Origin of the sequence: Alteromonas algae (assembly GCF_049117195.1) — a bacterium.
Classification (GTDB): domain Bacteria; phylum Pseudomonadota; class Gammaproteobacteria; order Enterobacterales; family Alteromonadaceae; genus Alteromonas.
In genome coordinates this window covers 1,217,848-1,231,576 of sequence record NZ_CP185260.1, presented here as the reverse complement: position 1 = coordinate 1,231,576, position 13,729 = coordinate 1,217,848, and the positions used below count along the sequence as shown (strand labels likewise).

The 13,729-nt window shown below is 44.7% G+C and carries 12 protein-coding genes and 2 tRNA genes; 7 read left to right on the top strand and 7 right to left on the bottom strand.

From position 1 onward, the window contains the following. Nucleotides 1–75 precede the first annotated feature (75 nt). Together ACOJRU_RS05520 and queE are read right to left on the bottom strand one after the other, a co-directional pair. On the bottom strand, nucleotides 76–939 hold the full coding sequence (locus ACOJRU_RS05520; RefSeq protein WP_421134040.1) for an amino acid ABC transporter substrate-binding protein: 864 nt from the start codon (nucleotides 937–939) through the stop codon (nucleotides 76–78). A 23-nt stretch (nucleotides 940–962) separates the two neighbouring features. Further along, complete coding sequence (gene queE / locus ACOJRU_RS05515) at nucleotides 963–1,637, bottom strand: 7-carboxy-7-deazaguanine synthase QueE (protein WP_421134727.1); 675 nt, start codon at nucleotides 1,635–1,637, stop codon at nucleotides 963–965. Between the two features lie 93 nt (nucleotides 1,638–1,730). Between queE and queC the strand changes: the two genes are divergently transcribed. After that, nucleotides 1,731–2,387, top strand: coding sequence for a 7-cyano-7-deazaguanine synthase QueC (queC, locus tag ACOJRU_RS05510; protein ID WP_421134039.1), 657 nt, complete (start codon nucleotides 1,731–1,733; stop codon nucleotides 2,385–2,387). A gap of 15 nt (nucleotides 2,388–2,402) precedes the next feature. Here queC and ACOJRU_RS05505 read toward each other — a convergent pair whose 3' ends face one another. From ACOJRU_RS05505 to ACOJRU_RS05485, 5 genes are all read right to left on the bottom strand, one after another. Further along, nucleotides 2,403–2,786 carry a hypothetical protein gene (locus tag ACOJRU_RS05505; RefSeq protein WP_421134038.1) on the bottom strand — a complete coding sequence of 128 codons (384 nt, stop codon included), beginning with the start codon at nucleotides 2,784–2,786 and terminating at the stop codon, nucleotides 2,403–2,405. Continuing rightward, on the bottom strand, nucleotides 2,787–3,149 hold the full coding sequence (locus ACOJRU_RS05500; protein ID WP_421134037.1) for a hypothetical protein: 363 nt from the start codon (nucleotides 3,147–3,149) through the stop codon (nucleotides 2,787–2,789). A gap of 61 nt (nucleotides 3,150–3,210) precedes the next feature. Then, on the bottom strand, nucleotides 3,211–4,137 hold the full coding sequence (locus ACOJRU_RS05495) for a LysR family transcriptional regulator (protein WP_421134036.1): 927 nt from the start codon (nucleotides 4,135–4,137) through the stop codon (nucleotides 3,211–3,213). A gap of 173 nt (nucleotides 4,138–4,310) precedes the next feature. Then, a complete protein-coding gene (gene uvrB / locus ACOJRU_RS05490) occupies nucleotides 4,311–6,326 on the bottom strand; it encodes an excinuclease ABC subunit UvrB (protein ID WP_421134035.1) in 2,016 nt (671 codons plus the stop codon). A gap of 34 nt (nucleotides 6,327–6,360) precedes the next feature. Beyond that, nucleotides 6,361–7,635, bottom strand: a complete 1,275-nt coding sequence (locus tag ACOJRU_RS05485) for an MATE family efflux transporter (protein ID WP_421134726.1) — start codon at nucleotides 7,633–7,635, stop codon at nucleotides 6,361–6,363. A 1,174-nt stretch (nucleotides 7,636–8,809) separates the two neighbouring features. On the opposite strand from ACOJRU_RS05485, the gene ACOJRU_RS05480 reads away from it, so the two are divergent. From ACOJRU_RS05480 to rsxD, 6 genes are all read left to right on the top strand, one after another. Further along, nucleotides 8,810–8,886 (top strand) — tRNA-Asn (locus ACOJRU_RS05480). A 28-nt stretch (nucleotides 8,887–8,914) separates the two neighbouring features. After that, nucleotides 8,915–8,991 (top strand) — tRNA-Asn (locus tag ACOJRU_RS05475). Nucleotides 8,992–9,187: 196 nt separating this feature from the next. Continuing rightward, nucleotides 9,188–9,769, top strand: coding sequence for an electron transport complex subunit RsxA (gene rsxA, locus ACOJRU_RS05470; RefSeq protein WP_421134034.1), 582 nt, complete (start codon nucleotides 9,188–9,190; stop codon nucleotides 9,767–9,769). Then, nucleotides 9,769–10,338 carry an electron transport complex subunit RsxB gene (rsxB, locus tag ACOJRU_RS05465; RefSeq protein ID WP_421134033.1) on the top strand — a complete coding sequence of 190 codons (570 nt, stop codon included), beginning with the start codon at nucleotides 9,769–9,771 and terminating at the stop codon, nucleotides 10,336–10,338. Before rsxA ends, rsxB begins: the two co-directional genes overlap by 1 nt. 5 nt (nucleotides 10,339–10,343) lie before the next feature. Beyond that, nucleotides 10,344–12,644, top strand: coding sequence for an electron transport complex subunit RsxC (gene rsxC, locus ACOJRU_RS05460; RefSeq protein WP_421134725.1), 2,301 nt, complete (start codon nucleotides 10,344–10,346; stop codon nucleotides 12,642–12,644). Next, the gene (gene rsxD, locus ACOJRU_RS05455) at nucleotides 12,641–13,729 is read left to right on the top strand and encodes an electron transport complex subunit RsxD (RefSeq protein WP_421134032.1); all 1,089 of its coding nucleotides are present in this window, start codon (nucleotides 12,641–12,643) and stop codon (nucleotides 13,727–13,729) included. The genes rsxC and rsxD overlap by 4 nt, the downstream gene beginning before the upstream one ends.

Below are 13,729 nucleotides of genomic sequence, written 5' to 3'. Positions count from 1 at the left end.
TGTAGAACCTGCGAAAAGCGCGCCCTATGGCGCGCTTTTTTGATGGTGCAGCTAGTGCTGATACACGCTGAATAATTAGTTTGGGAAGTACCACAAACGTTCGTCGCTGAGTGGCGTTTTAGGAGGCAGCAACGGATTCTCTAATGTAAACAAGGTTCTATCTGGAATGTTTAAGTCCTTAAGCGTTTTTCTATATGTTTGCGCAAAGAGAACGTCAAACGACCCATCGTCGACGGCGCGCTGAAGGCCAGTTTCAATCAGTTTTGCGAGTATAGGGTTGCTCTTACTTACAAAAAAGTACATTGCCGTGGGGTAATACATCACCAAGGAAGACTCTAGCTGAAGGTTTTTTGCTTTTCCCATTTCGGCAAACTCTGCCGTGACTTCGGTCACAGAACGAGGAAAAAAGTCCCCTCGGCCCAGCGCTAGCATTTCATATCCTTCTTTAAACTCGGGGACGGTGGACACATTAAACCCATTTGCTTGCAATATTTTCGTATCAGGCCACTCTTCTCCTTGAAGGGGCACAAGGCTCAATAAATCTTGCTTTGTCGCCACATTGTCAAATTGAGACCGACGATTTTCTTCAATAACAAAAACGCGTAAACCAATTAGCCCTTTTGTAATGGGGATTCGAATGGGTAGCAGATCTTTTTCGCGCTGCGTATCAGTCATGCTCCATACGACATTGACTTCACGATTCTCTCGCAACTGACGCATTGCTTTCCCTGTCAGTAAAATACGATCGGAGGGGCGCATTTCATAATTAACACCCGTTTTGTCTAACGCAAGCTTTAACAATGCCGTGGGATATTCGTTTCTGGTGTCAGTATCATCTAGAGCCCGCGGATAGGTTATCGTCCACAGCGCTGCGTTGCTACTTGCTGGTAACCCAACTAATAACACAACCCCGATAAGTAAGTACGTTATCTTATGCACGCTCCACTCCTTTACCTAGTCGTTTATTCTATCCCAATAAACTTATGTGTTTGTAATGATAGACGCCAATTGCGTTTGATGCAGGTCTCTACCGCCAGCGTTGTCGCGCGGGCTTGTTGGCTAATAGGTTGCAAACAAATTTGCTTTCCTTCAGTAGAATCTATCATTGCTAGCAATGTATCAAGTTCATCAATATGTTTTTGCATTGCCACCGGGTGCTTGATCTCGTTGGCTCTCTCAAGCGCGCTGGTGAGGACCGGCATGCCGCCTTTCATATTTACCTTCGGTGACACTGTGACATAAGTACGTGAGTCACATAGCACTTCAAACGTCCCGCTTGTTTCTATCTGTGTCGTATAGCCCCTATCATGAAGACACGTTGTGAGCGGCCGTAAGTCGTACATGCACGGCTCACCGCCCGTGATCACAACATGTTTTGCCACGTATCCCTGCTCTTCGAAAAGAGACAGTAAACGGTCTTCGTTACATTCAAAGAAATGCTCTGTTTCTTCGGATTTTTTAATAACATCGATTGGCGTGATAGCTAATTCAGGCTTGATAACCCAGGTATGTTTGGTGTCACACCACGGACACCCGACTGGGCACCCTTGAAGACGCACGAATATCGAAGGAATACCGGTATGGGCACCTTCACCTTGGATGGTTTCAAACATTTCATTGATGTTTAGCGTAGTCAATACAGACAAAATTTCGCCCTTTTACAATTGTGTGTTGGGATTTTACCAAGGATCACATAAAATTCGGGGATAATTTTTTAAATAATGAAAATCATGTCTGAAAACGTTGTTGTTATTTATTCTGGCGGAATGGATTCTTTCACCGTGCTGCACAAAGCAGTAAGGGAAGGAAAAACGGTACACGCACTATCTTTTAATTATGGTCAGCGCCATAAGAAGGAACTCGACTACGCCGCTCGCGTATGTGACTCATTGGGTATTGCACACAAGATTGTCGATATAAGTGCAATCAATACACTAATAGGCGGTTCGTCCTTAACGTCAGATATTGAAGTGCCCGAGGGTCATTATGAAGAACCCAGTATGAAACAAACGGTGGTGCCAAATAGAAACATGATCTTATTGTCTCTTGCCGTGGGCTACGCGGTTAGCTTAGACGCAACCAAGGTGTATTATGGCGCCCATTCTGGCGACCATGCGATATACCCGGATTGTCGCCCTGAATTTGTGCATAGAATGAATGACGTGTGTGGCATTGCTAACTATACGCCAGTCGAAATAATGACCCCGTACATAGATGTCAGTAAGACCGCTATTTTAACCGACGGATTAGCCATGGGGTTAGACTACGGACAAACGTGGACGTGCTATAACGGCAGAGAAAAGGCGTGTGGGAAATGCGGCGCTTGTGAGGAACGCTTAGAAGCATTTAATGAAAACGATACTACCGACCCGCTTCTCTACGAATAAGCTGCGCATGGCTATCTAAGGTGCGTCTATTGGCGCACTAACATACTTTCGGTACACCAATGCTATTGCTTGTATTGCGCAAACAGAAATAAACGCACTGCAGCCAAGCGCCCCACCAAACGTTGAGATATACGGAACGACCCCAACAAAAAATAACGAAAATATACTCGCTGCAGACACTACCGCAATGTAGCCTAGTTTGTGTGGCGCTGTCATTCCAACAAAGCTTCCACCAAAGAAAATAGCGGCATAATAATCGGGGTCAATGGGTAAGACTATTAGCATGAGATAGCATAATAGCGTTAAGCCGCTTGATGCTTGAATACTGCTAACCGGAGCGTGTCGGTGGGTGGTATAAGTAAGCAGTGCCCCCATCAGTGCAAATACTATGATTAACACTTATACCCTCCCTGTTATAGACATGACAATGATGACAGCGACAAAAGCGATTGCTCCTAGCTTTCCTCCTACCCCCGTAAAATGTTGCCTAAGCGCAGTAAAAAATAAGCTTCCAATAGTACTGATAACAATTATATCAGTGGCAGTTAATGCCAGCGACGGTGAACACATGCCCACAAATGCGCCAGCATAACAGCAGGCTTTAACGTCATCTTTATGATGTGAGGGCCAACGGACCGTGCTTAAGATAAGCCCTGATAACGACGCTGCGACAACAATAGGAAGGCCAGCCCACTGGTGGAAACCAAGGCAAACGCAGATGCCAATAAAAAAGGCAACGGTTAGCTGTAGAAAGTGCTTCATTATGGAAACAAACTAAAAAGCACGCCAATAAGGCGTGCCCTTACATAAAATCACAATACACTTACTTTTGGCTTTCGGCGATAAAGTAAGTGAGTTCTTTAATACAGTGTCTCAGTACGGGATTTAAGCGCGTATTTTTGCCGTTCATCACGAACATCTCATGACTGAAATTAAACAGGCTTCCCTTTGCAATAGGAACAAGACCTAATGCAGCACCCTGCTCTTTCGCCATATAGTCAGGAAGTAGACCCACATATTCCCCTGTCATAATTGCAGACATAGCGGCATCGTAAGAGTCAGAGAATGTTTGAATAGCTAAACGTGATTCGTCTTCAATGTAGTTTGCTGATGAGAGCCCCGATATACCAATAGCAGGATAGTCCTCTATTTTTACATCAGCAGGTAAATCAGTGTCACGATATTTGGCTAGTGCGTGTGTAGGGGCACAATACAGACGCCCATGCGTTTCAATGCCAACAGGGTGGAAAGTCACTGACTCGGGTTTTACCATATCGTAATTTGATATTACCAAGTGACATTCGCCTGACAGCGCGACGTGCTCAACTTCATTGTAAAGGCGCGTTTGGATATTGACATGAATATCATCAAACTTTTTCATGGTACTTTTCACCGCTTTACTCACGGCTAAGTGCATAGAAAGCGGTAACCCAGCCATAAGCACTAACGTAATATGGCCTGAATAGTCGTCGTGAAGCGATTTTAAATTGAACACAAAATTATCGAACGCGTTAAAGATACGCTTCGTTTCTTGAAATACTACTTCGCCTTCTTTAGTCATTTGAAAGCCACCGCGTCCACGGTGACAAAGCACGAGATCAAGACGTTCTTCTAATTTTTTAATGGCGGCACTAATATTAGGCCGCTGCATTCTTAATACTGGCTCCGCCGCTGTAAACCCATTACAGCTTGCTACTGCATAGAACACTCGCAGTAACTTAATATCGGATTCCTGTAGACGATTTAGCATATTGGCACCTGTTATAGGTATAGTTATAGATACTCAAATAAGCACTATATGCAAGACTGACTAGGATTACAACGCCAAATTTCGCCTTTTTACCCGACATTTAGCTACATACGTACAAAAAACAATCAAATGCGTGTTATCACAGGCAATACCGAAAACAATCTATGTCATAACTACGATAAAGTAACGACTTGTTTACGCAATGCTTCGATATCGTCTCGTAGCGCTCCCGCTTTTTCGAACTCTAATTCGCGGGCGTATTCAAACATTTGTTTTTCGAGCTGGGTAATCTGATCCATCATTTCCGTCGCACTCGCAAGCTTCTTCTGCTTGCTCTTCTCTTCCACTTTTCTCAGTCTTACTTTACCCGAGGCAGGGTGCGCACTTTCCCCTAAATCCATGATGTCGGTAATGGGTTTGTTAAGGCTAGTGGGTGTGATGCCGTTAGCCTCATTATATTCACGCTGCTTTTCTCGACGGCGCTCTGTTTCATCAATCGCTTTGCGCATCGACTTTGTTATCTTGTCGCCGTATAAGATTGCACGCCCATTAAGGTGTCTAGCGGCACGACCTATCGTCTGTATCAAGGAACGCTCAGCACGAAGAAAGCCTTCTTTGTCGGCGTCGAGAATGGCAACAAGCGACACTTCTGGCATATCAAGACCTTCTCGAAGTAAGTTGATGCCCACTAACACATCAAATTTACCAATACGAAGGTCGCGAATAATTTCAATCCGCTCTACGGTATCAATGTCTGAATGCAAATAACGCACTTTCACACCGTGTTCATTGAGGTACTCGCTTAAGTCTTCCGCCATACGTTTAGTAAGTGTGGTGATAAGCACACGCTCATCAACAGCAACCCGCTTTCTAATCTCTGAGAGTACATCGTCAACCTGTGTAGCTACTGGACGCACCTCGATAATAGGGTCAAGCAACCCTGTTGGCCTTACTACTTGTTCAACAATGTCGCCTTCGGTTTTCTTGAGCTCGTAATCTCCAGGCGTTGCTGAAACATAAATCGTTTGTGGACAAATTTGCTCAAACTCTTCAAATTTAAGCGGGCGGTTATCCAACGCTGAGGGTAACCTAAAACCAAATTCGACTAGCGTTTCTTTGCGAGAACGGTCGCCACGGTACATTGCACCAATCTGCGATACCGTTACGTGAGACTCATCAATAAACATTAACCCGTCAGCAGGAAAATAATCGAGTAACGTCGGCGGCGGCTCGCCAGGTGCCCTGCCCGACAGGTAACGAGAATAGTTTTCGATACCCGAGCAGTAACCAAGTTCCATCATCATCTCTATATCAAACTGAGTGCGTTGCGATATACGCTGTTCTTCAAGTAACTTATTGGCTTCTTGAAGTTGCTTCTTACGATCGCCCAACTCATCCTTAACATGCTCTATTGCATTAAGAATTTTTTCTCTTGGCGTCACATAGTGCGTTTTAGGGAAAACCGTGGCGCGGATCACCGACTTATCAACTGCACCGGTCAACGGATCGAACAGACTTATCTTATCAATTTCATCGTCAAATAGTTCGACGCGAACCGCTTGCTTTTCGGAGTCAGCGGGAAAGATATCAATCACATCACCGCGAACACGAAACGTGCCTCGTTCAAAGGCAATATCATTGCGCTTGTATTGCAGTTCGGCCAATCGACGCAAAATATCTCGTTGGTCCATCGTGTCACCTTGGCGAAGGTGCAATAACATTTTCATATACGACTCGGGATCACCCAAACCATAAATCGCCGACACGCTGGCAATGATAACAACATCTCGACGCTCCATAAGCGCTTTAGTTGCTGATAAGCGCATCTGCTCGATATGGTCGTTAATTGAGGCGTCTTTTTCTATAAAGGTATCGGTGCTCGGTACGTAAGCTTCTGGTTGATAGTAGTCGTAGTAGGACACAAAGTATTCAACGGCATTGTTGGGGAAAAAGTCCTTCATCTCACCGTAAAGTTGGGCTGCTAACGTCTTATTGTGAGCAAGAATAAGCGTTGGCCGCTGTACCTTATTAATAATAGACGCCATGGTAAAGGTTTTGCCCGACCCTGTAACTCCTAAGAGTGTTTGTGCCGCCAAGCCACTATCTAAGCCATCGACTAAGGCCTCAATTGCAGTGGGCTGGTCGCCAGCAGGTTGATATTTTGACTCAAGCTCAAAACCTCTACTCATTAATTCATCTACCTCGTTAGTTAAATACTAAATATTATACGTTCGCTTGCTGAGCATCATCTTGATACTTAGCAACTAAGCGGCGAAATACCATCAACGATATACCCGCCATTACGATGTTGGCGGCAACGGTTCCCCAGAATAAGCCTTTAAGCCCAAACAAATAACCACCAAGAATACTGATAGGTACGAAGAAAACGAACAACCGGATGATACTAAGTATTAATGCTGTCATTGGGCGGTGCATGGCGTTCAATGACGAGTTAGTCAGTATAATGATACCTTGCATGCCATAACCTAGCGGAATAATCATTAGAATGGTTTGAATCAGCATCGCAACGTCGGGCTCTTTGGCAAATGCTTGGGCAATTAACCCAGACAGAACCCACATGACTAAAAAGATAATGAACTGCCATATCAGAACAAATTTTAACGTCATCGCGTAGGCAGTTTGCACTCTCGCAAGTTTATTCGCTCCCATATTCTGACTAACAAAAGGTGGCAGTGTCATTGAAAGTGCCAACACAACAATACACGCAATCGACTCCATTCGATTCGCAACACCCCATGCGGCTACCGCCTCGGCGCCGTAATTAGCAACTACCGCAGTCATAATGCCGCCAGCTATTGGTGTTAACATATTGGCCCCCGCGGCAGGCAACCCTATTCTTAAAATTTCCCTACTACTGGCTACTAACTCATTAACAGTAAGTAAACGAGGCAACATAAGTTGTCGTTGCACCGCTAAAATATACAAAATCCAAGCGGCTCCTACACACCACGCAATAAGGGTGGCAAGCGCAGCACCTTGAATTCCCATTGCAGGTATCGGCCCAAAACCAAAAATAAATAACGGGTCGAGCAATGCATTTAGACCGCCACCTGCAGCCATCACAATACTTGGCGTTCGGGTATCACCACAGGCTCGCAATACGCTATTTCCCACCATAGGCAGCGATAAAAAAATACTAGAAAGATACCAAATTCCCATATAGTCAAAGATATATGGCATAAGTTGCGGGGGCGCATTCATTAAAGAAAATATTGGTTGAATGGTAAAAATGCCGATAAGCGCCAATACCCCTACTAGTGCTACCGACAACGTAAGAGAACCCGTTGCATACTGTTGAGACTCCGTAATTTCACGTCGCCCCTGTAGCTTCCCAATAATGGCTGAGGTCCCTATTCCTAAACCAATGTTTAAACTTATTACGGTAAAAGTAACGGGAAATGTAAAACTTATCGCTGCGAGTTGCTCGGTGCCAAGCAAGCTAACGAAAAACGTATCGATTAGGCCAAAACTCATCATCATAACCATCCCTAAAATCATTGGGATAGTCATTCGCTGTAATGTTGCACGTATATCGCCGTGAACAAGGCTGGACGAGCTGGTATTTTTAGTCTTGGAAATCACACTCACTCTCAAAGAATTTACGGTTACCAGATGCGCGCAAACGCGTATGTCGCTACAAAACGTTCTACTATTCGAACTTCAGTTTATGGGAGCAATTCACTATATGCTACACCGTTACGATAAACCTCATAGATATTAGGTGGATTAACTGCATCTTCTTTAATCGCTATCGTCCTGTCTAAATTGTATTTTATTTACTATTCCCACTAAAAATTTCGGGGGTGATGTATTTTGCTGAATATTGTGCTGATATTATTTCTGTGATTAACGCTAGCAAATGCGCCAGATTGATAAAAATACAGCGCGCCGGGTAATTGACATCATGGCGTCATGTAAATGGCTATTCAATCTACCTTCCAGAAGTAAACAGGCACTTACATGGCACCCCTACAATGTAAACGCTTTGTAAACAGTAGCATGAATTCTGTTACGGTTATGAAAAGCAAGAAAACATTCGATGAATTAACACACAAGGCATTTTTTGCACAATAGATCAATAATGATCTGCGGCACCGATCACGCAAAAACATGCAAATCATTAATATTTATAGATAAATTACAAATATTACATTGATAACACGTTGATCTACACCTCATTGATCACCTGTGGGTAAGTCACACATTTCAACTATTAACATAGTTATCCACAGATTTAGTGGATAACTAACGCAACGCCAGTATTGGCGCTATTTGCTGACGATACAAGAATTGGTTACGTAAGTAATGACTAACCTGACGTGACATAAGTACAGGTTACAGTTTTATTAAATACTGTTTATTTAAACAGTTATCAACGTATTTTTTATTCTTTATTCGTATATAGAATGAGAATAACGAAATACTTACACGTAATCGTAAAAACGGTAATGAAACGAAACGTCTTTTTAATTTTTCGAGTGACGATCGAGGTAACAGCTCAACAATTAATCATATTTTTTGCCCGTTTGGTTTAAATTTAAGCACTAACTGCGTAAAAAGCTATTTTTTGCGCAGTTAGCATAATTTTTTCATTATGGTTGTTGACAGCGGACGAGTACGTCTTTAATATTCGCCCCCGTTGAAAGTCAGGTCCCCCTTAGCTCAGTTGGTTAGAGCGACGGACTGTTAATCCGCAGGTCCCCCGTTCGAGTCGGGGAGGGGGAGCCAACTTTTAATGCGACATAAGTGTTTAGATTCCCCCTTAGCTCAGTTGGTTAGAGCGACGGACTGTTAATCCGCAGGTCCCCCGTTCGAGTCGGGGAGGGGGAGCCACTTACACTGGCTCAAATACCTTCAAGCTGTAGTTTCAAGTTAATTTACCCTCCTTATACGTTATTCAGTAAAAAATTAAATAACCCTAATTCTATCAAGTTGTTAATCGGTCCCGAAAGAGCGATAATACGTACATTAATGATGTGTTCAAAACGCGAGCGGTAATCTTGCAATTCCTTTTGGAATGACCATAACCATGACTGATTTTTTATTACTTTTAATTGGCACCGTGCTAGTTAACAATTTTGTTCTTGTGAAGTTCTTGGGGCTTTGCCCTTTTATGGGCGTGTCAGGCAAGCTAGAAACCGCTATGGGCATGTCTATGGCAACGACTTTTGTGCTCACGCTTGCGTCAGTTTCAAGTTATTTAGTAGAAACTTATTTACTTGAACCTTTAGGCATAGGCTACCTACGAACGCTTGCATTTATATTAGTCATTGCCGTGGTTGTGCAGTTTACTGAAATGGTTGTACACAAAACCAGTCCAACCTTATATCGCCTTCTTGGTATATTTCTGCCTCTTATCACAACTAATTGTGCGGTGCTTGGCGTAGCGTTACTTAATTTAACCGAGCAGCACAACCTTATGCAGAGCCTTATTTATGGGTTCGGTGCTGCATTGGGCTTTTCATTAGTGCTCATTCTATTTGCTGCGATGCGCGAGCGTCTTGCCGCGGCTGATGTTCCGGTTTCATTTAAAGGTGCATCTATCGCGATGATAACAGCAGGCTTAATGTCTCTCGCCTTTATGGGGTTCAGTGGGTTGGTGAAACTATAATGTCGATATCTTTCGCAGTGATTGCAATTGGCGTACTTGCGCTTATTTTTGGCTTAATTCTTGGCTATGCCAGCATTCGGTTCAAAGTAGAGAGCGATCCTCTTGTCGAGCAAATTGACGAGGTATTGCCGCAAACACAGTGTGGCCAGTGTGGCTATCCTGGATGTCGGCCTTATGCAGAGGCCATTGCCAATGGTGATGAAATTAATAAATGCCCACCAGGCGGCGAAAGCACCATCAAGAAGCTAGCTGATTTGATGGGAGTAGAACCAAAACCCCTCGACGGTGCTCACGGCGAGGAAGATGTTAAAAAGGTAGCCTACATCAGGGAAGACGAATGTATTGGATGCACCAAATGTATTCAAGCCTGTCCTGTAGACGCTATTTTAGGCGCCGCAAAGCACATGCACACCGTACTTACTGATGAATGTACAGGTTGTGATTTGTGCGTAGACCCCTGCCCTGTTGACTGCATAGACATGGTGCCCCTCGTTCAAACTACTTCTACGTGGAAGTGGGATTTTTCAGTCACACCGAAAGGTGATATCCCTATAAAAATGGTGTCGTAACGGTGATGTATCCAAGTTTTGAAAAAATCATAGACACGCTTGACGCAGGAAAGCAGTTTTCTTTCCCTGGCGGTGTGCATCCTGATGATAAAAAATCACTGTCTAATGTATCGCCCATAAAAACACCATCACTCCCACAGCTGATTACGCTGCCATTAAGACAGCATGTAGGCTCTGAGGGTGCCTGCTGTGTCAACGTTGGTGACTATGTCTATAAGGGGCAGGTATTGTCACAGGCAACCACCCCCTATTCGGTGCCTATTCACGCGCCGACCTCTGGTGATGTTGTTGCTATTGCACCACATGTTGTTGCCCATCCAAGCGGCCTTACGGAAATGTGCGTGACGATAAAGCCAGACGGTAAAGACACATGGGGCGTGTTAACGCCGATGCAAGACTACACCGCGCATAGCAAAGACAGCATTATTGACGCCCTATGCCAAGCGGGCATTTCGGGTATGGGAGGCGCTGGGTTTCCTACTCACATCAAAGCCTCAGGCAGCAAGCCTGTCGAGTTTTTAATACTCAACGGTATTGAATGTGAGCCTTATATCACTTCTGATGATCGATTAATGAGAGAGTTTGCTTGGCAGATTCGTCAGGGGCTCGATATTTTAGATCATCTCATCGCACCAAAAGCCATCATCATCGCTATTGAAGATAACAAGCCTGAAGCGTTAAAGGCGCTTGATATCGCGTGCCAAGATAAAGAAAAATACCGACGTGTTAGCGTAGAAACCAAATACCCGGCGGGCGGCGAAAAGCAGCTTATTCAAGTGTTAACGAACCGAGAAGTTCCCCGAAACGGCCTTCCCATTGATGTTGGCGTTTTGATGTTTAATGTGGGCACTTGCTACGCTATTGCAGACGCTATCTTACACGGTAAGCCGCTTATCGAACGCATTGTAACGGTAACCGGAGAAGCTGTGGACGAGCCTTGCAACTTCAAAGCATTGTTAGGCACACCGGTTAGGCACTTGCTGAAAGAAGCAAAGTATAACGCCAGTAAACAAGACGCACCGAAAGTCATTATGGGCGGTCCAATGATGGGCTTTACCTTAGCTGACGCCTCTATTCCGGTGGTTAAAACCACGAACTGTTTGCTCGTGCCATCGGCATCTGAACTTACCGACGGTGATAATGAAAGAGCGTGTATTCGATGCAGCGCGTGTGCCGATGCATGCCCTGCCTCGCTGCTACCCCAGCAGTTGTTTTGGCACGCCAAGGCCAATGAGTATGATAAAGCCGAAGACTATAACCTATTCGACTGCATTGAATGTGGAGCCTGCGCCTATGTTTGTCCTAGCGAAATTCCACTGGTTCATTACTACCGCCAAGCTAAGTCAGAAATAAGGCTTCAACGGGACGAAAAAAATAAAGCGGATAAAGCAAAACAACGCTTTGAAGCACGTAATGCGCGTTTAGAACAAGAGAAACGAGATAGAGAAGAGAAGCATCGCAAAGCCAAAGAAGCACGTTTAGCTGCGGCAAACAGTGGGAAAAGCGCATCTGCGGCGGCCTCAGCAGATAATGGTACAAAGGATAAAGTGGCAGCAGCCCTTGCCCGCGCAAAAGCGAAAAAAGCCGCACTGAATGCGTCTCCTAATTTACCTAGCAGCGATACCACAGACGACGCAAGTGCACTATCTGATGCAAAAGAAAAAGACACCTCTGGTAATGCTGATGTACCAGTAAACGATAAAAAAGCACAAGTTGCCGCCGCTATTGCAAGGGCGAAGGCTAAAAAAGCAGCGAATGCCAAGGCTAATCAAACAACGGACACTCAGCCAATGCCTGCCGCTTCAGTGTCAACGGATGAAAGCCGTGAAAGTATTGAAGATGAGAAAAAGGCGAAAGTTGCTGCTGCAATTGCCCGAGCAAAGGCGAAAAAAGCCGCAGCAGCTGATGCAGCTACACCACTAGAGTCTCAACCTAACGTAAATGAGTCGGATGAGACCGCTCAAGACAAAAAGGCACGTATTGCCGCCGCAGTAGCAAAAGCGAAAGCGAAAAAAGCAGCGCAAAGCACTACTGTTGAAGAGAGTAGATCCGAAGACGCCTCGAATTCGCAAAACAAAACGAATGATAAAGATGCGCAAAAGCAAGCGCGCATCGCCGCGGCAGTCGCCAAAGCAAAAGCCAAGAAACAACAACGGGAAGTCACGCCACCGAAAGCCAGTGAGGTGGAACAGCATCAAGTACAGGGTGACAGTACCCCTCAAGATGAGAAAAAAGCACGCATTGCGGCTGCCGTAGCAAAAGCGAAAGCGAAAAAAGCCCTACAGCAAAAGAGCGATCAGTCATGAAATTAACGGTATCAAGTTCACCTCACCAACGCGTAACACGAGACACTGGTGATGTAATGCGTCTCGTTGTTGTGGCGATGATCCCTGGTATGCTTGTACAAACCTACTTTTTTGGTTGGGGAATGCTTATACAAGCGTTTATTGCTGTCGTATCCGCTGTAATAATGGAAGGGGTAGTACTTTATCTTCGAAAGCGCCAGATAGAGAGAACATTGACCGATTATTCTGCCGTACTTACCGCGCTTCTACTTGCCATAAGTATTCCTTCTACACTCCCTTGGTGGATGACTGTCATAGGTGTATTTTTCGCTATTGTCGTTACAAAGCAACTCTACGGCGGTCTGGGCTTCAACATCTTTAACCCTGCAATGGTAGGTTATGTGGTTTTGCTCATATCCTTCCCTGCAGCAATGAGCTTATGGTTACCCCCTAGTACCCTAGCCAGTGTTACTCCCTCATTTTTAGATTCTGCTTCACTCATATCCACGGGATTTACCACAAGTGGCTATGACGTTGTGCAGCTTCGAACTATCGCTGATGGCGTAACAATGGCGACACCTCTAGACACGCTAAAGACAGATTTAACACAAGGCGTAACGTATTCAGAGTCACTAGCCCGCCCTATCTTCAATGGTAGCTTGTTTTCATCAGCGGGCGCTGGGTGGGGTTATATGAGCATGGCCTATTTACTTGGTGGTTTATGGCTAATGCGCTTAAAAATTATTAGCTGGCATATTCCGATAAGTTTATTACTTTCTGTTTTTGCCATCGCCGCGTTTTTACATCTAATTGATGCTGACTATTATGCCTCGCCGCTTTTCCATTTGCTGAACGGCGCTGTGATCGTTGGTGCATTTTTTATTGCAACCGACCCCGTTTCTGCATCAACAACGGCCAAAGGGCGTATTATTTTTGGTGCGGCAATTGGTTTTTGGATTGTGATCATCAGAACGTTCGGTGGTTACCCTGATGCAGTAGCATTTGCCGTTATAATAATGAACATGGCAGTTCCTTTAATTGACTATTACACGCGCCCCAGAACTTATGGGCACAGTGCAATGAAGCAAAGAAAAGGGAAGCAGTAA

What these genes read in the sequence shown, in the direction of transcription:
- queC (WP_421134039.1), top strand. Translation starts at nt 1,731, where the DNA reads ATGTCTGAAAACGTTGTTGTTATTTATTCTGGCGGAATGGATTCTTTC.
- ACOJRU_RS05500 (WP_421134037.1), bottom strand. Translation starts at nt 3,149, where the DNA reads ATGAAGCACTTTCTACAGCTAACCGTTGCCTTTTTTATTGGCATCTGC.
- ACOJRU_RS05495 (WP_421134036.1), bottom strand. Translation starts at nt 4,137, where the DNA reads ATGCTAAATCGTCTACAGGAATCCGATATTAAGTTACTGCGAGTGTTC.
- uvrB (WP_421134035.1), bottom strand. Translation starts at nt 6,326, where the DNA reads ATGAGTAGAGGTTTTGAGCTTGAGTCAAAATATCAACCTGCTGGCGAC.
- ACOJRU_RS05485 (WP_421134726.1), bottom strand. Translation starts at nt 7,635, where the DNA reads ATGATGAGTTTTGGCCTAATCGATACGTTTTTCGTTAGCTTGCTTGGC.
- rsxA (WP_421134034.1), top strand. Translation starts at nt 9,188, where the DNA reads ATGACTGATTTTTTATTACTTTTAATTGGCACCGTGCTAGTTAACAAT.
- rsxB (WP_421134033.1), top strand. Translation starts at nt 9,769, where the DNA reads ATGTCGATATCTTTCGCAGTGATTGCAATTGGCGTACTTGCGCTTATT.
- rsxC (WP_421134725.1), top strand. Translation starts at nt 10,344, where the DNA reads ATGTATCCAAGTTTTGAAAAAATCATAGACACGCTTGACGCAGGAAAG.
- rsxD (WP_421134032.1), top strand. Translation starts at nt 12,641, where the DNA reads ATGAAATTAACGGTATCAAGTTCACCTCACCAACGCGTAACACGAGAC.